At 65.5% G+C, this 16,276-nt stretch carries 14 protein-coding genes; 4 read left to right on the top strand and 10 right to left on the bottom strand.

Annotated features, from left to right (window positions below; translation table 11 throughout):
- Positions 1-81 precede the first annotated feature (81 nt).
- Positions 82-816 (top strand): type IV toxin-antitoxin system AbiEi family antitoxin, encoded by a 735-nt coding sequence (locus ARTSIC4J27_RS22110; RefSeq protein ID WP_152683825.1) that lies wholly within the window; start codon positions 82-84, stop codon positions 814-816.
- Here the strand turns inward: ARTSIC4J27_RS22110 and ARTSIC4J27_RS09280 are convergent.
- The 9 genes from ARTSIC4J27_RS09280 to pdxT all read right to left on the bottom strand — a co-directional run bounded on the left by ARTSIC4J27_RS09280 (position 697) and on the right by pdxT (position 10,622).
- Positions 697-3,087 carry a RelA/SpoT family protein gene (locus tag ARTSIC4J27_RS09280; RefSeq protein WP_050055163.1) on the bottom strand — a complete coding sequence of 797 codons (2,391 nt, stop codon included), beginning with the start codon at positions 3,085-3,087 and terminating at the stop codon, positions 697-699. The genes ARTSIC4J27_RS22110 and ARTSIC4J27_RS09280 overlap by 120 nt on opposite strands.
- 132 nt (positions 3,088-3,219) lie before the next feature.
- Entirely contained in the window at positions 3,220-4,236 is a 1,017-nt protein-coding gene (gene secF, locus ARTSIC4J27_RS09275; protein ID WP_050054921.1) for a protein translocase subunit SecF, read from the bottom strand.
- On the bottom strand, positions 4,236-5,996 hold the full coding sequence (gene secD / locus ARTSIC4J27_RS09270) for a protein translocase subunit SecD (protein WP_050054920.1): 1,761 nt from the start codon (positions 5,994-5,996) through the stop codon (positions 4,236-4,238). The genes secF and secD overlap by 1 nt, the downstream gene beginning before the upstream one ends.
- 100 nt (positions 5,997-6,096) lie before the next feature.
- Positions 6,097-6,507: a preprotein translocase subunit YajC gene (gene yajC, locus ARTSIC4J27_RS09265; protein WP_050054919.1), complete on the bottom strand. Its 411-nt coding sequence runs from the start codon at positions 6,505-6,507 to the stop codon at positions 6,097-6,099.
- Between the two features lie 210 nt (positions 6,508-6,717).
- Entirely contained in the window at positions 6,718-7,806 is a 1,089-nt protein-coding gene (gene ruvB, locus ARTSIC4J27_RS09260) for a Holliday junction branch migration DNA helicase RuvB (RefSeq protein ID WP_050054918.1), read from the bottom strand.
- A complete protein-coding gene (gene ruvA / locus ARTSIC4J27_RS09255; protein ID WP_050054917.1) occupies positions 7,799-8,443 on the bottom strand; it encodes a Holliday junction branch migration protein RuvA in 645 nt (214 codons plus the stop codon). Before ruvA ends, ruvB begins: the two co-directional genes overlap by 8 nt.
- A gap of 98 nt (positions 8,444-8,541) precedes the next feature.
- Entirely contained in the window at positions 8,542-9,120 is a 579-nt protein-coding gene (ruvC, locus tag ARTSIC4J27_RS09250) for a crossover junction endodeoxyribonuclease RuvC (RefSeq protein WP_050054916.1), read from the bottom strand.
- A gap of 32 nt (positions 9,121-9,152) precedes the next feature.
- Positions 9,153-9,908 carry a YebC/PmpR family DNA-binding transcriptional regulator gene (locus tag ARTSIC4J27_RS09245; RefSeq protein WP_050054915.1) on the bottom strand — a complete coding sequence of 252 codons (756 nt, stop codon included), beginning with the start codon at positions 9,906-9,908 and terminating at the stop codon, positions 9,153-9,155.
- A 3-nt stretch (positions 9,909-9,911) separates the two neighbouring features.
- Positions 9,912-10,622, bottom strand: a complete 711-nt coding sequence (gene pdxT, locus ARTSIC4J27_RS09240; protein ID WP_050054914.1) for a pyridoxal 5'-phosphate synthase glutaminase subunit PdxT — start codon at positions 10,620-10,622, stop codon at positions 9,912-9,914.
- 90 nt (positions 10,623-10,712) lie between these two features.
- Between pdxT and ARTSIC4J27_RS09235 the strand changes: the two genes are divergently transcribed.
- Together ARTSIC4J27_RS09235 and ARTSIC4J27_RS09230 are read left to right on the top strand one after the other, a co-directional pair.
- Positions 10,713-12,005, top strand: coding sequence for a Mur ligase family protein (locus ARTSIC4J27_RS09235; RefSeq protein WP_200900777.1), 1,293 nt, complete (start codon positions 10,713-10,715; stop codon positions 12,003-12,005).
- Positions 12,002-12,754 carry a type 1 glutamine amidotransferase gene (locus tag ARTSIC4J27_RS09230; RefSeq protein WP_050054912.1) on the top strand — a complete coding sequence of 251 codons (753 nt, stop codon included), beginning with the start codon at positions 12,002-12,004 and terminating at the stop codon, positions 12,752-12,754. The genes ARTSIC4J27_RS09235 and ARTSIC4J27_RS09230 overlap by 4 nt, the downstream gene beginning before the upstream one ends.
- An 83-nt stretch (positions 12,755-12,837) precedes the next feature.
- Here ARTSIC4J27_RS09230 and ARTSIC4J27_RS09225 read toward each other — a convergent pair whose 3' ends face one another.
- Positions 12,838-14,106, bottom strand: a complete 1,269-nt coding sequence (locus ARTSIC4J27_RS09225) for a CapA family protein (protein ID WP_167344669.1) — start codon at positions 14,104-14,106, stop codon at positions 12,838-12,840.
- 84 nt (positions 14,107-14,190) lie between these two features.
- Between ARTSIC4J27_RS09225 and ARTSIC4J27_RS09220 the strand changes: the two genes are divergently transcribed.
- Positions 14,191-16,203 (top strand): M3 family metallopeptidase, encoded by a 2,013-nt coding sequence (locus ARTSIC4J27_RS09220; RefSeq protein WP_050054910.1) that lies wholly within the window; start codon positions 14,191-14,193, stop codon positions 16,201-16,203.
- Positions 16,204-16,276: the final 73 nt, after the last annotated feature.

Below are 16,276 nucleotides of genomic sequence, written 5' to 3'. Positions count from 1 at the left end.
GCACAACAGGCCCGGCTCCGGTTATCCACATAACCGGAACCCGGCCTGTGCCAGTTAACGAGGGCGCGGCAGGATGGGTGGATGGCGACACCAACGGCAACTCCGGCCGCCCATGGCGCGGATGCATCCTCCGGGGCAGAACCACTGCCGCGCTTTCCCGAGCTCTATGCTCCGGGCATGCCGTTTGCCCTCCCGGAGCTTCAGTCGCTGGCCGCGGACGGCCTGCTGACGCGGTTCCATCAGCACGGCTACGCACTGCCCGGAACCCACGCCACCCCGCAACTCCGGGCACGCGCCGCAGCGGGGGCGGTTCCGGCGGCCGTCCGCCAGCGCGTAGTGGCCGGGCGCATGACGGCGGCCTGGATCTATGGCTGTGCGGCCGAGCCGGACCGGTTGGCACTGCTGGTGGATGCCAAGCGGCGGGTTTCGAGTCTCCGGAACACCAGGGGCTGCAGCCTGCATGAGGTCAAGCTCGGGCCCTTCGACGTTGTCAGCCTGGGCGGTCTGATGGTCTCCAGTCCCCTGCGCACTGCACTTGATATCGCCCTGCATGTGGATGCGGAACGGGCCATCCCCACCTTGGAAAGTTTGCTGGCGCGCCCGCAGAACGATGTGCGCCTGCGGTTGCTGATTCTCGCCGTTGAAGCGAGCCCCCGGGTGCCCCACAAGAGGGCAGCCTTGGAAAAACTCGCGCAGCTAGCTCCGGCGCTTGTTCCCGGTGGTGCGGTAGACGTCGAAAACGCCGTCGATCCGGCGGACAGCACTCAGGACGTGACTGAGGTACTTGGGGTCACCCATCTCGAAGGCGAACTTTGAGATGGCAACCCGGTCGCTGGACGTATGGACGCTGGCGGCCAGGATGTTCACGTGGTTCTCGGACAGCACACGCGTGACGTCGGAGAGCAGCGATTTCCGGTCCAGCGCCTCAACCTGGATTTCCACGAGGAACACGCTGGACTGCGTGGGCGCCCAGTCCACGTCAACGATCCGGTCCGGCTGGTCCTTCAGGTCGGAGATGTTGGTGCAGTCCGTCCGGTGCACGGATACGCCCGAGCCCCTGGTGACAAACCCGAGAATGGGGTCCGGCGGGACAGGCGTACAGCAGCGGGCCAGCTTCACCCAGACGTCGCCGACACCGCGGACCACAACACCGGAATCGGAGAACCGCGCCTTCGTGACCTGGGTGGGGATGCTGACTTCGGAGATGTCGTCGTCGGCGCTCTCATTGCCGCCGAGGCTCTCGACGAGCTTTTCCATGACCGCCTGGGCGGAGGTGTGCCCGTCACCCACGCCCGCGTACAGGCCGGAGATGTCGACGTATTTGAAGTCCTCCGCCACCGCGGCCAGCGCCTCATGCGTCATCAGGCGCTGCAGGGGAAGGTTCTGCTTCCGCATGGCACGGGTGAGGAGTTCCTTGCCGCGGTCGATCGCCTCTTCACGGCGTTCCTTGCTGAACCACTGGCGGATCTTGTTGCGTGCCCGGGCGCTCTTGACGAAATGCTGCCAGTCCTGGCTGGGGCCCGCTCCTTCGGCCTTGGAGGTAAAGATCTCCACCCAGTCGCCGTGATTCAACTCGCTGTTGAGCGGAACCAGCTTCCCGTTGACCCTGGCGCCGATGGTCCGGTGACCCACCTCGGTGTGCACGGCGTAGGCAAAGTCCACGGGAGTGGATCCGGCGGGCAGTGCCATGACCTCGCCCTTGGGCGTGAAGACAAAAACTTCCCGGGCGTTGATCTCGAACCGCAGGGAATCGAGGAACTCCCCCGGGTCCGACGTCTCCTGCTGCCAGTCCACCAGGGACCGGAGCCAGCCCATGTCGCCGTCGCGGGGGCTGCCGGGGCCAACGGCGGTGCGGTTGGGCTGGTCCTTGTACTTCCAGTGCGCCGCAACACCATACTCGGCGCGGCGGTGCATTTCGTGGGTCCGGATCTGGATCTCCACCGGCTTGCCGCCAGGACCGATCACCGTGGTGTGCAGCGACTGGTACATGTTGAACTTGGGCATCGCGATGTAGTCCTTGAACCTGCCGGGCAGCGGGTTCCAGCGCGAGTGCATGGTGCCGAGGGCGGCGTAACAGTCACGGACAGAGTCCACCAGGACACGGACGCCCATGAGGTCGTTGATGTCGTCGAAGTCCTTGTCGCGGACAATCATCTTTTGGTAGATCGAATAATAGTGCTTGGGCCGGCCCGTGATGGTTGCCTTGATCTTTGCGGTCCGCAGATCTTCGGTGATCTGGTCACGGATGACGCTCAGGCTCTTCTCCCGCTCGGGGGTGCGGTCCCCCACCATGCGGACGATCTCTTCGTACACCTTCGGGTACAGAGCCGCGAAGGACAGGTCCTCCAGCTCCCATTTGATGGTGTTCATGCCCAGCCGGTGCGCCAGCGGGGCAAAGATTTCCAGCGTTTCGCGCGCCTTGCGGGCAGATGATTCGGCAGAAACGAAGCGCCAGGTGCGCGCGTTGTGAAGCCGGTCGGCGAGCTTGATCATCAGCACCCGGATGTCCTTGGCCATGGCCACGACCATCTTGCGGACCGTTTCGGACTGCGCCGCTTCGCCGAAGCTGACCTTGTCCAGCTTGGTGACGCCGTCAACGAGCATTGCAACTTCCGGGCCGAAGTCACGTTTCAGGTCGGCGAGGGTGTACGGGGTGTCCTCGACGGTGTCGTGCAGGAGTGCCGCCGCCAGGGTGGTTCCGCTCAGGCCCAGCTCGGCGAGGATCGTGGCCACCGCCACCGGGTGGGTGATGTACGGGTCACCGCTCTTGCGCTTCTGGCCGCGGTGGCTCTGCTCCGCGACGTCGAATGCGCGCTGGATAAGGTCGAAATCCTCTTTGGGATTGTTGGCCCGGACTGTCCTCAGCAAAGGCTCAAGGATCGGCGAATAGTTCGCCGTGCTCCGGCCGGTCAGGCGGGCAAGCCGGGACCTGGTGCGTTCCCGGCGGCCCGGAAAAGTGGGGCGGGAACCCGAGTTGTCCACGGGGACCAACGAACCTGCTCGCGCAGAAGCGGCCGTCCCGGTCTGCACACCGGCCGGACCCTGATCTCCCTGTGCTGTCGGCAGCGACGCAGAACGTTCTTCCAATGAAGCACCCTTCATGACCGTTTAATTACCCCAGTCTATTCCTCACCGCAGCGACTTTTATAACCGGCACTTAAACCAGTACGGGCCGGGCAGCGTCAGGATTCTGACGCTGCCCGGCCCGTACGGAATGGCCTAGGCCTGTGCCGGCTCCACCGGAGCAGCGGACCGCTCCGCAGCAGCACGGCGATGCTCAACCCGCTTGGCCTGCCGTACGAGGTCAGGCTCGTTCTGGCGCAGCCAGGCGTACATCGGAGCGGCAACAAAAATAGTGGCCGCAGTGCCGATCAGGATGCCGACGAACAGCGCGAGCGAAAGGTCGCGCAGCGTACCCGCCCCCAGGAGGCCGGCACCGATGAACAGGATGGCGCCGACCGGCAGGATGGCCACCATCATGGTGTTGATCGAGCGGACCAGGGTCTGGTTCACTGCCAGGTTCACTTCCTCCGCGAACGTGCGCCGCGTTGAGGCATCAAGCTCGGCAGTGTTCTCACGGATCTTGTCGAACACCACCACCGTGTCATAGAGCGAGTAGCTCAGCACGGTGAGGAACCCGATGATGGCTGAGGGGGTGACTTCGAAGTCGCTGAGGGCGTACACCCCTGCTGTGACGAACATGGTCACCACCATGCCTGCGATGGCCGAGAGCGACATCTTCCACGTGCGGAAGTACAACGCCATGAGCACCGCGGCAAGGAGCACAAAAACCACCAGGCCGATCAGCGCCTGCTTGGTTACGTCAGCACCCCAGGTGGGTCCCACAAACGTGGACGTCACTTCGTTGTCGGTGACTCCGTAGGCTGAGGTCAGGCCCTCCTTGATGCGGAGGGTCTCATCGGTGGTGAGCTTGTCGGTCTGGATCCGCATGGTGGTCCCGGCCACGTTCGCCACGCGGGGCACGCTGCCGGCCACCACGTCCGTGACGGCCTTCTCGCCGAGGGCGGCGTCCGTTGTTTTCACGTTCGAGACCGTGAACTCGGATCCGCCGCGGAACTCGATGCCCAGGTTAAAGCCGCCCTTTGCCACCGGGATAAGGATGGACAGGGCAACGGCCACGGCTGCGATGATGAACCAGATCTTCTTGGCCCCTACAAAGTTGTAGGAGCGCTTGCCGGTGTAGAGCTCGTTACCGAACGTCGCGAAGCTTGGCATTACTTGTTCTCCTTCGCTGCAGACTTCGAGGAGCCGGCCAGCTCTTCCTGCTTCTGCGCCAGGCGGCGTTCGGCAATGGTCATCCGGCGTTCCGCCTCGGCAGTGGCACCCGCGTTTTTGGCACGGACGGCGACGGCGGGGCGGTCCTCGGGGGTCCTGAGGCGGCCGGCGCCGCGGTACAGCGGAACGGCGCCGAGGCGCTTCGGATCGAGGCCGGAGAAGCGGTGTCCTTCACCAAAGAAGCGGGTGCGTGCCAGCAGCTGCAGCGTGGGGTGCGTGAACATAAACACCACGATGAGGTCGGCGATGGCGGTCAGGCCCAGGGTGAAGGCGAAGCCGCGCACGTTGCCCACAGCCACGAAGTACAGGACCAGGGCCGCCAGCAGATTGACTGCCTTCGAGGCCAGGACGGTCCGTTTGGCGCGCTTCCAGCCGTTTTCGACGGCGGAGACCAGCCCGCGTCCCTCACGAAGCTCATCCCTGATGCGCTCGAAGTAGACGATGAACGAGTCTGCTGTCTGGCCGATGGCCACGATGATGCCGGCGACGCCGGCCAGGGACAGCCGATAGTTTTCGGTCCAGCCCAGGATGGCGATGGCCAGATAGGTCAGGATCCCGGCCACCACGAGCGAGGCGATGGTCACAAAGCCGAGGGCCCGGTACTGGAACAAGGAATAGACCACCACCAGCAGCAGTCCGATGATGCCGGCGAGGAGACCCATCCGCAACTGCTCGCCGCCGAGGGTGGCGGAAATCTGCTGTTCGCTCTGGATCTCGAAGCTGATGGGCAGGGCGCCGAAGCGCAGCTGGTCAGACAACGCCTTCGCGGTCTGTTCCGTGAAGCCGCCGGTGATCTGCGGGCGGCCGTCGGTGATAACGGCAAGCGATCGCGGAGCGGAGATGACCTGGTCATCGAGCACGATCGCGAACTGGGCCTTGGGGTCGTTGCCCGAGTCCCCGCCGGCAGCGACGTAGAACTGGTTCAGGCGTTCGGTGACCTCTTTGAACTTGGCCGTGCCTTCGTCGTCGAACTGGATGTTGACGGCCCACTCGTTGGTGACGGCACCCTGTGCGCCCTGCTGGAGCTGGAAGGAGGAAGTGACAATGTTGCTGCCCTTAACCTCCACGGGACCCAGGATGTATTTGATGGCGGGGTTGGTTCCGGACGCAGGTTCACAGGTGACCAGCGGCTTGGCCGGGTCCGAGCGTTCCTGCTCGTCCTGGGACGGGTTGTCGCAGTCAAGGGCTTCGAACTGGCGGTAGATTTCCGGCGTGATCCAGTTGGTGTCGCTGCTGTTGGCGGGTTCCGCCGTCGGCTTGGGCAGCTGGTCCTCGGGTGCCCGGGACTCCTCCGGAACGGCAGCGCCTGCCCCGTTGAGCAGGACGGGGCGGAAGTTCATGTCGGCGGAGGCCTGGATCAGGTCGCGGGTCTGGCTTGAGGGAGTGCCCGGAAGGCTGACCACCACATTGCGCCCCGACTGGGTGCTGATCTCGGCTTCGGCAACACCGGAACCGTCCACGCGCTGGCGGATGATCGCCACAGCCTGGTTGAGCTGTTCTTCATTGATGTCCGAACCGCCCTCAACCTTGGGCGCCAGGATCATCTGGGTGCCGCCTTCGAGGTCCAGGGCCAGCTTGGGCGCCCAGCTTGCCTTCCCGGCCATGGTGCCGCCGGCCAGGACGGCGGTCAGCGCGACGATGATGACGCCGAGCCAGACCAGGACCCTGAGGCCTGGTTTCTTAGGGCCAGTTCGTGCCATTGTTGATCTTTCTCTTATTCACGTCAGGAACCGCCGGTGCGGGTGTTACCGGCACCGGCGGAGTTCCGCATCCGTAGAGGTGGAAAAGCGCCAGCGGGGACTAGATGTCCTTCTTGCCCTCATCATTGAGGCGCTTCGGGGTCTCGTCCGGCGTCTCGGCCGGCTGCGCCGGGGTTCCGGTTTCCGGTGCGGTGATTTCCTGGCCCGTGATGGAAGATGCATCGTCCGGGACGGCCGGGGCAACGGCTTCGGGAACAGCGGCCGGTTCAACGATCTTGGTGACGGCCTGGCGGTGCACGGTGGCGGTGTTGCCGGGGGAAAGCTCAAGGGTGACCTTGTTCTCTGCCTCGTCAATGTCCACGATCCGGCCGAAGAGGCCGAAGCTGGTCATCACGTCGACGCCCGGGCCGAACTTCGACTGGAGCTCCGCCTGCTGCTGCTGCGTCTTCTTGTTGCGGCGGAACATCATAAAGATGAACACACCGAGCATGACGAACAGGAGAATTGACATTGGATCCAAGGGGAATTCCGTCCTTTTATTTGCCTAGCTGATTTTTCCAGCAACATCGGCTTCGCTCCGGCCGGGGCAGAACTGTCAGGCAGGCAGGGGCCTGACGGGTTCCTTCCCCAGCGACGCAGGCGGCGTGTGCAGCCCGCGAAGCAAAGACCCGAACGTGCCGAGCGTCATACCAGTCTAAAGGGAAAAGCTGAAGGGAGCCTGCTACTGGCTTTGCGGGACCCAGTTATCGTTGTCGTCGGGCTCATCTCCCGCGGTATCAAAAAGGTCCAGCGGCTCCTGCCCGAAAACGCCGGACGGGATCGCGTAGCCGAGGTGGGTCCAGGCCGGGGCCATCGCGATCCTTCCGCGCGGCGTGCGGCCCAGCAGCCCCTCGCGGACCAGGAAGGGCTCCGCCACGGTCTCCACGGTCTCGGTTTCTTCGCCGACGGCGATGGCCAGGGTGGACAGACCCACGGGGCCTCCGCCGAACTTGGTGACCAGTGCTTCCAGGACTGACCGGTCCAGCCGGTCGAGCCCCTTCTTATCCACTTCATACATGTCCAGGGCCGCGGACGCCGCGCGAGCGTCGATCTGTTCGATGCCGTGCACCAAAGCCCAGTCCCGGACGCGCCGCAGCAGCCTGTTGGCGATACGGGGCGTGCCGCGGGAGCGGCCGGCGATCTCGCTGAACCCGGCGGAGTTGACCTTCAGGTCCAGCAGCCCGGCGGAGCGCCGCAGGACAAGCTCAAGCTCGGCAACGGAATAGAACTCCAGGTGCCCGGTGAAGCCGAACCGGTCGCGCAGCGGCCCGGGCAGCAGGCCCGCACGGGTAGTGGCGCCGACGAGGGTGAACGGCGGAAGTTCAAGCGGAATGGCCGTGGCGCCGGCGCCCTTGCCCACCACGATGTCCACCCGGAAGTCCTCCATGGCCATGTAGAGCATTTCTTCGGCCGGCCGGGACATCCGGTGGATTTCATCCAGGAACAGGACCTCACCCTCGGACAGGGAGGAAAGGATGGCAGCGAGGTCTCCGGCGTGCTGGATGGCGGGGCCGCTGCTGATCCGCAGCGGCGCGTTCATCTCCGAGGCCACAATCATGGCCAGCGTTGTTTTGCCGAGCCCGGGCGGACCCGAGAAGAGCACATGGTCAGCGCTCCGGCCGCGCATGCGGGAGGCCTGCAGCACGAGCGACAACTGCTTCCGCACCCGGTGCTGGCCCACAAAGTCATCGAGGTTCTTGGGCCGGAGGGCGGCCTCGATGGCCCGCTCTTCCGGCTCCTCCCCCGCGGCCACCAGGGACGGTTCAGCCACGGCTGCCTACACGGTTGCCGGCGCGCGCCCCGTCCTGGCCAAGCCAGCGCAGGGTGGTCCGCAGGATTTCCGGCACATTGCCGCGGAAGGACACCTCAGGATCTTCCGCCAGTGCCTTGTCGATGCTGGAGGAGGCGTCCTTTTCGGACCAGCCGAGGCTTGTCAGCGCGGCCACCACCTGGGGTTTCCAGGCGGCCTCCGCGGCGGTAGGCGCACCCGCTGCAGCGGCAGTCCCGTGCGGCACCAGCTTGCCCGCGAGCTCCAGGACGATCCGCCCGGCCACCTTGGGACCGATGCCGGGCACTTTGGTGAACGTCTTACTGTCGCCGGTGTGCGCCGCCACCCGGATGGCCTCCGGATCGTGGACAGCAAGAACTGCCAGCGCCAGCCGCGGGCCGACCCCGCTGACACTGAGCAGGATGTCGAAAACCTCCCGCTCGTCGTCGGACGCGAAGCCGAAGAGCGTGAGCGAGTCCTCCCGCACGATCAGGGAGGTGAAGAGCTGCCCCTCCTCCCCGGTGCGGAGCTTGCTGAGGGTCTGGGGCGTGGCGTTAACGCTCATGCCCGCGCCGTTGAGGTCAATCACGGCCGTGGACAGGCCTACGTGCGCTACGGTTCCGCGAAGGAAACTGATCAAGGCCGGGCTCCTGGTGTACTGCCGGGCTGCACCTGGGTAGAGGGCAGGACCGGTTATCCGAACATATCTACGAATACCCTAGCAAGCAGCCAGGACAATCAGCGGGCACGCCGCACCTTCGCCTCCGCTTCGGCCCACGCCCGCTGGGCCGGCGTCAGCGCGGAACTGCCGGGCCCCGTGGTGGCGACAGCAGCGCCGCTGCCTGCCCGCCACGCATGGGTGATGGCCAGGGCCAAAGCGTCTGCGGCGTCGGCCGGGCGCGGCGGCGCATCCAGCCGGAGGATCTTGGTGACCAGCTTGGTCACCGCATCCTTGTTGGAGGAACCGCTGCCCGTCACTGCCGCTTTAACTTCCGACGGCGTATGCAGCGCCACGGGGATTCCGCGGCGGGCGGCGGCGGCAATGACCACGCCGGACGCCTGGGCCACACCCATCACCGTGCTGACGTTGAGCTGGGAGAAGACACGTTCGACGGCGAGCACCTGGGGCTCGTAGCGGTCCAGCCACTCGTCGATGGCCAGGGCGATCACCAGGAGCCGCTGGTCCAGCGTCTCCTGGGGCGAAGTACCCACCACGCCCACGGCCACCATGGTGGCCCGCCTGTTCCGCTCGACGTCCACCACCCCGATGCCGCAACGGGTCAGCCCCGGGTCAACCCCGAGTACGCGCAGCGTCACGGGCGTGCGGTTTCAGCTGGCACCGCCGGGCGTCACTCTGCTTCCAGGGCAGCCTGGACTTCGTCGCTGAGGTCGGCGTTGCTGTAGACGTTCTGGACGTCGTCGAGGTCTTCGAGTGCGTCGGCAAGCTTGAGGAACTTGCGGGCGCCGTCGACGTCGAGCTCCACCTGCATGGAGGGGACGAACTCCACCTCGTCGGTGTCGTACTCGATGCCGGCTTCCTTGAGGGCTTCACGGATGGCCTGCAGGTCACCGGGTTCGGAGTGGATCTCGAAGGTCTCGCCGTTGTCCTTGACTTCCTCAGCGCCGGCGTCGAGCACCGCCATCAGGACGTCGTCCTCGCTGAGGCCGTTCTTGGGCAGGTTGACGACACCCTTGCGGGCGAAGAGGTAGCTCACGGAGCCGGGATCGGCGATGGTGCCGCCGTTGCGCGAAATGGCCAGGCGCACCTCGGAGGCGGCACGGTTCTTGTTGTCCGTGAGGCACTCGATCAGCAGCGCGGAGCCCTGCGGGCCGCGGGCTTCGTACATGATTTCGGTGTAGTCCACCACTTCGCCGGTGAGTCCGGCGCCGCGCTTGATGGCACGGTCGATGTTGTCATTGGGCACCGAGGTCTTCTTCGCCTTGGTCACGGCCAGTTCCAGGCCGGGGTTGCCGGCGAGGTCCGGGCCGCCCATCCGCGCGGCAACTTCGATGTTCTTGATCAGCTTGGCGAACGACTTTGCGCGGCGGCTGTCAATAATCGCCTTCTTGTGCTTGGTCGTCGCCCATTTGGAGTGGCCTGACATGCTTTACGCTTCTCCTCTGATCATGCGGATAAAAAGTTCGTGTACGCGTTTCTCCCCCGTCACTTCAGGGTGGAAGGAAGTGGCCAGCAGCCGGCCTGAACGCACTGCAACAATTCTAGCCGTCCCGGGCAGCGGGACCGCGTGGGACGCGTGCTCCGGATCAGCCGGCTCCACCTGGGCAAGGATTTCCACGTCAGGTCCTGTGCGCTCCACCCAGGGTCCGCGGATGAAGACCGCGTGGACGGGGGGGACGCCGGATTCCGTGGCGCTGAAGTCCAGTCCCTTGAAGTCCAGGTCCGTCTCGAATGACTCGCGCTGCCGGCCGAACGCGTTGCGGCGCACGGTAATGTCCAGTCCGCCGAACGTCTGCTGCGGAGCGCCGGAAAGGTCCGTGGCTGGATCGGCGATATCAGAGGCCAGCAGGATCATGCCGGCGCAGGACCCGTATACCGGCAGGCCGTCGGCAATGCGTTCCTTGAGCGGTCCGGCGAGGTCGAAAGCACGGGCGAGCTTATCAATGGCGGTGGATTCGCCGCCCGGAATTACCAGGCCGTCCAAGCCGTCCAGCTCCGTGGGACGGCGGATTCCCACCGCCTCCGCGCCGGTCGCTTCGATGGCCCGGAGGTGTTCGCGGAAGTCACCTTGGAGCGCCAGCACGCCGATCCGCAGCCCGGATCCAATGCGCGCGGAAGCAGCTGAAAGGGAATTTGTCATCCATCCAGCATACGGCTCGGACGCTTTCCGGCCGTCCGCGAGGCCGTCCCCGGCAGCAGCTGTATGCCGTTGCTGGGATATATTCGAACCATGTTCTCCTTCAGCGTTCCGCTCGGCAAGCTGGTCCGCCGGGCCTCCCGGCTCCGGGGCGGCGGGTCTGCCTTTCCAGGGCTGGTGGTCGAAAAAATCGATCCCGGCTTCATGCGGCGCACACTCACCACCCTCCCCCACGGCGTCGCCGTCGTCAGCGGCACGAACGGCAAAACCACCACCACCAAGATGGTGGTGGAGCTGCTGGAGAGCCAGGGGTTGAAGGTTTTCACCAACCGCACCGGGAGCAATTTCACCCGCGGGGTGGCGGCGGCCCTGCTCGGCGCGGTGGACTGGCGCGGCCGGCTCGACGCCGACGTCGCGGTCCTGGAACTGGACGAGGCCCACGCCGTTCATTTCGTCAACAGCGTGCCCCCGCGCTACTGCCTCCTTCTGAACGTCCTGCGCGACCAACTGGACCGGTTCGGCGAGATCGACAAAACCGCCCAGCTGCTCCAGCACATCGCCGCGAAAACCACGGGGACCGTGGTACTGAACCGCGAAGATCCCCGCGTTGCCCGGATCGCCGCGACGCTGACGGGGCAGGAAGTCAAGTACTTCGGCCTGGACGATTCGCTGCTGGGAACCTTCCCCAACGACGACGACATGCGCGCCGCTCCCGGAAGTCCCGCCCCGGCGAACCTGCCGGAGAAGCCCGCGGCCGACGTCGTACTCCGCAAGGTGGGCGCGGACAGCGCGGAGTTTGAGTACGACGGCGGCACTGTTACCACGGGCATGAAGCTGCGCGGGGTGTACAACGTCTTTAATGCGGCAGCGGCGCTGACGCTTGCGCGCAGCATTTGCGGCGGCGGCGCAGCCACCGCAAACCACGCCACCCTGCTGGAGGCCCTGTCCAAGGTTGAGCCGGCGTTCGGCCGCGGCGAGAGCCTCACCGTGGACGGCCAGCCGCTGGACCTCGTCCTGGTGAAGAACCCGAGTGGCTTCCGGCTGGGACTGAAGTCCTTCCCCGCCGGCGGTTACGCCACAATGATCGCCATCAATGACAACTACGCCGACGGCCGGGACATGTCCTGGTTGTGGGATGTGGAATTCGACTCCCTGCGCGAAGGCGGAGTGGACCACGTGACCGGATCGCGTGCCTACGACATGGCGCTGCGGCTGCAGTACGACGACGTCCCGATCGGCGCCGTCGAGACCGAGATCGCGTCCGCCCTTGCCGCCTTCATCCGGGAAGCCAAGGGCAAACCCAAGCGCGTGTTCTGCACCTACACCGCCATGCTGGCGATCCGCCGCGAGCTGTCCAAAATCACCACCGTGGAGGTTGTCTCTTGAGCCAGGCAGGCGCGGATTCCGCGAACGCAAGCAAGGGCACCCTCCGGGTAGTGCAGCTGTATCCGCGTGACATGAACATTTACGGTGACTGGGGCAATGCGCTGGTGCTGCAGCAGCGGCTCCGCTGGCACGGCTATACCCCCGAACTGCTCGAATACAACGTGGGTGATCCGTTCCCCGCGGACGTGGACATCATTGTGGGCGGCGGCGGCCAGGACAGCGGACAGCTGGTCATCCAGGACGACCTCCAGGCGCGGGCCGGAACGTTGAAGGACCTCGCCGAGGACGGCGCCCCGATGCTGGTGATCTGCGGGCTTTACCAGCTTTTCGGCCACTTCTTCAAAACGCGTACCGGAGCAGTCATCCCAGGCATAGGCGTCCTGGACGTGGAAACCCACGGAACCGACGAACGGCTTATCGGCAATGTCAAGGTGGCCACCCCGGAGTTCGGCGAAGTCCTCGGTTACGAGAACCACAGCGGCCAGACCCGGCTCGGCAGCGGAGTGCGGCCCCTCGGCACCGTTGCCAAGGGCACCGGCAACAACAGCAGCGACGGCCACGAAGGCGCCCGCTACCGGAACATCGTGGCGAGCTACCTGCACGGCTCGCTGCTGCCCAAGAACCCGGCGATTGCCGATTTCCTGATCCGGACGGCTGCCGAGCGGAAGTTCGGTACCTTCGAACCGGGCCACCCGGATGACCGCTTCGCGGAGCTGGCCAGGGAGCACGCAGCGCGCCGCCCGCGCTGATTACCCTGCCGTCCCGCGTTACCCCCATCCAGCATTACCCCCGTCCAGCGGCCGACGGCGGCACGTGCCCTCGCCGGAGAAGCCTAGGGTTCGTGGCTGATCAGGAGCTCGTGGGCGCCTGCCGCTGCCGCTCCGCGCGATTCCACAACACTGCTGGTCCGCTGTCTGGTGGCGGCGTCGGCTTCCGGCCCGGCACAGGGCCCTTGCGGCGCGTCGGCAGCTACCGAACACCAGCGGTACGGATCACGGACCATGACCGACGGTGCCCACGCGAGGTCCGTGGCTGACCATTTTCCGGCGGCGTCCTGGCCAAACTGCACCCTGACCAGCAACCCCTCGTTGTTGACGGTGTACCAGGGTGAAAGTTCGGTGATGCCGTTGCCGAGGCCGTACACGATCCAGGTGCCTTTGTAGTTTTCGATCGGCAGCACCGAGTGGGTGTGGTGCCCGTAGATCAGGTTGAACTGCCCGCTGTCCACCAGCGCCTGCGCAACCTCCTGCTGCTGCTCATTTGGTTCAACCGCATATTCTTCACCGGCATGCATCGCACCCAGGACGATGTCCGCCCCGAGCTCCCGGGCCTTCACGGCCTTGGCGATCATGGCCGGGGCGTCCAGCATGTCGACCTGCCACGGGTAGTCGGGGACCAATCCGTTGAGCCCGTAAGCAGCCTCGATGATGGCGACTTTCGCTGCCTGCGTCTGCATGATGAGGATTCCCTGGGACTCAGTTTCCGTCCGGTATGAACCCGTGTGTTTGAGGCCGGCAGCATCGAGGGCATCAAGGGTGCGCAGCAGACCGTCGGTGCCGCGGTCGATGGTGTGGTTGCTCGCGGTGGTGCATGCCTGGTAGCCCACGTCCTTGGACGCGGCGATGATCTGCGGCGGTACGTTGAAGGACGGATACGCGGAGAACGGACCTTCGGGGCCGGCCACAGGCGTTTCCTGGTGGCAGATGGCAAGGTCACTGTTGTTGATGTACCGCCGTTGTCCTTCGAGCAGCGGCACAAAGTCCAAGCCGGGTTTGCCTGCTGCAGCCGCATCCTGCTGGGCCTGCTGCCAGAGCTGGGTGTGGACCAGCATGTCGCCGGTAACCAGCACCGAGGTGCACCGCAACACTGGGCAGGCCGGGCCCTTGCCGGGTGTGGGAGTGGGGGTTGGCGTCGGGCTGGGGGCCGGAGCAGCGGCAGTTGACGTTCCTGGACCGGGGATGTGGGAACCGGACACAGCGGGCCGCGGCGTCTGTCCGTCCTGCTCAGCGACCAGACCACAGCCGGCCAGGGCGGCAGCTGCGAACAGTGCGCAGACGGTGGCGCGGGTGCGCACGGCGGCGCCACCCCAACTAATCCCCATAGCGGTCATTGTAGGTACTGCCGCCGGGCGCCACGGGCATTTGGGGTCGTTGAGAAGGCGTGCCCCGTATGGAAGATTTACGGCATGACGAACCCCCTGCTTCAACCCAGCCCGCTTCCGTTCGGCCTGCCGCCGTTCGGCGAAATCCAGGCATCGCACTATGCCGAGGCCGCCGAAGCCGGATTCGCGGAGCACCTTGCCGAAATCAGGGCCATTACGGAAAACCCGGAACCGGCCGGCTTCGAGAACACCGCGGTGGCGATGGAGCGGTCCGGCCAGCTGCTGCAGAGGGTATCTGCCGTGTTCTTCACACTGGTTTCCGCGGACGCAACGGATGACATCCGGGATCTTGAAACAGAACTTTCCCCGCGCTTTTCGGCCCACCAGGACGAGGTCTTCCTGAACCGTGGGCTGTACGAACGCTTCGCTGCCATCGACACGTCCGGCCTGGATGCGGAGTCCGAACGCCTGGTGGAAGAGTATCTGAAGGAATTCCGGCAGTCCGGCATCCAGTTGGACGAGGCCGGGCAGGAGCGGCTCAGGGAGCTCAACGCGGAACTCTCCCGGTTAGGCACTGAATTCGGCCAGCGGGTCAAGGAAGGGATGAAGTCGGCGGCCCTCCTGCTGGATGACGCCGGGGACCTGGCCGGTATGCCTGCCGACGATGTGGCACGGGCCGCGGAAGCTGCGCGGACTGCGGGGCATGAGGGGAAGTTCCTCCTGACGCTGATCCAGCCCACCAACCAGCCCGCCCTGGCCGTCCTCGAGAACCGGGACATCCGCCGTCGGCTCTTTGAAGATTCCGTGGCGCGCGGAAGCAGCGGCGGCCCCCTCGACGTTCTGGATCTCGCGAGATCCATGGCGGGCCTCCGCGCCGAAAAGGCCGCCCTGCTGGGCTTCGCCAACTATGCCGAACTGGTGGTGGACCGCCAAACCGCGCCCGATTTTGCGGCGGTCCAGTCGATGCTGAACCGCATGGCGCCCGCCGCTGTCCGCAACGCCGACCGTGAGGCAGCAGCCCTGGCCGAGGCAGCAGGCCACCCTCTGGAGGCCTGGGACTGGGCCTACTACTCCGCAACAGTCCGGCGGGAAAAATACGAGGTGGACGAGCAGGCCCTCCGCCCGTATTTCGAGCTGGAACGGGTCCTCACGGACGGCGTCTTTTTCGCCGCCACGTCCTTGTACGGCATCACCTTCCACGAGCGGACGGACCTTGTTGGCTACCACCCGGATGTCCGCGTCTGGGAGGTACGGAATGCGGACGGCAGCGTTTTGGGCCTGTTCCTGGGCGACTACTACACACGCGAGTCCAAGCGCGGCGGTGCCTGGATGAATTCCCTGGTGGAACAATCGGAGCTGCTCGGAACCGCACCCGTGGTCATCAACAACCTGAACATCTCCAAGCCACCGGCGGGCGAACCCACGCTGCTGACCCTCGACGAGCTGCGGACCACGTTCCACGAGTTCGGCCATGCCCTGCACGGGCTGTTCTCCAAGGTGACCTATCCGAGGTTCTCCGGCACTGCTGTCCCGCGCGACTTTGTGGAGTACCCGTCCCAGGTGAACGAAATGTGGATCATGTGGCCGGAGGTGCTCGCCAACTACGCGAAGCACTGCAAAACCGGGGAGCCGCTCCCCCAGGACATCGTGGACAAACTCAACGAATCGCGGCTGTGGGGTGAAGGCTTCGCCACCACCGAGTACCTGGGCGCGGCCCTGCTGGACCTGGCCTGGCACGTCCTGGGAGCCGCCGAGGTGCCCGAGGACGCCGTGGCTTTCGAGGACAAATCCCTCGCGGCCGCCGGCATCGCCCATGCACTGATTCCGCCCCGCTACCGCACAGGGTACTTCCAGCACGTTTTTGCCGGCGCGGGCTACGCGGCCGGCTACTACTCCTACATCTGGAGCGAGGTACTGGACGCCGAGACCGTGGACTGGTTTACCGAGAACGGCGGAATGACCCGGGCCAACGGCGAACGCTTCCGGCAGGAGCTCCTGTCCCGCGGAAACAGCCGGGACCCCCTCGACTCCTTCCAAGCCCTCCGGGGCCGCGAAGCCAAACTGGAACCCCTCCTAAAACGCCGCGGCCTCGAGTAACCCCCAACCGGAGTTTTTGTCCAGATATGCAGGCTTCGAGGGGGTTTATGCCTGCATATCTGGACAAAACTCC

Origin of the sequence: Pseudarthrobacter siccitolerans, from assembly GCF_001046895.1 — a bacterium.
Taxonomy (GTDB): Bacteria; Actinomycetota; Actinomycetes; order Actinomycetales; family Micrococcaceae; genus Arthrobacter; species Arthrobacter siccitolerans.
Note: the sequence above shows the minus strand (reverse complement) of the source record. Positions and strands in the feature narration are given on the sequence as shown.

Excerpts from the sequence above, each read along its gene's own strand:
- ARTSIC4J27_RS09235 (WP_200900777.1), top strand. The coding sequence starts at position 10,713 with ATGTTCTCCTTCAGCGTTCCGCTCGGCAAGCTGGTCCGCCGGGCCTCC.
- ARTSIC4J27_RS09245 (WP_050054915.1), bottom strand. The coding sequence starts at position 9,908 with ATGTCAGGCCACTCCAAATGGGCGACGACCAAGCACAAGAAGGCGATT.
- ARTSIC4J27_RS09220 (WP_050054910.1), top strand. The coding sequence starts at position 14,191 with ATGACGAACCCCCTGCTTCAACCCAGCCCGCTTCCGTTCGGCCTGCCG.
- pdxT (WP_050054914.1), bottom strand. The coding sequence starts at position 10,622 with ATGACAAATTCCCTTTCAGCTGCTTCCGCGCGCATTGGATCCGGGCTG.
- secD (WP_050054920.1), bottom strand. The coding sequence starts at position 5,996 with ATGGCACGAACTGGCCCTAAGAAACCAGGCCTCAGGGTCCTGGTCTGG.
- yajC (WP_050054919.1), bottom strand. The coding sequence starts at position 6,507 with ATGTCAATTCTCCTGTTCGTCATGCTCGGTGTGTTCATCTTTATGATG.
- secF (WP_050054921.1), bottom strand. The coding sequence starts at position 4,236 with ATGCCAAGCTTCGCGACGTTCGGTAACGAGCTCTACACCGGCAAGCGC.
- ARTSIC4J27_RS09225 (WP_167344669.1), bottom strand. The coding sequence starts at position 14,106 with ATGGGGATTAGTTGGGGTGGCGCCGCCGTGCGCACCCGCGCCACCGTC.
- ARTSIC4J27_RS22110 (WP_152683825.1), top strand. The coding sequence starts at position 82 with ATGGCGACACCAACGGCAACTCCGGCCGCCCATGGCGCGGATGCATCC.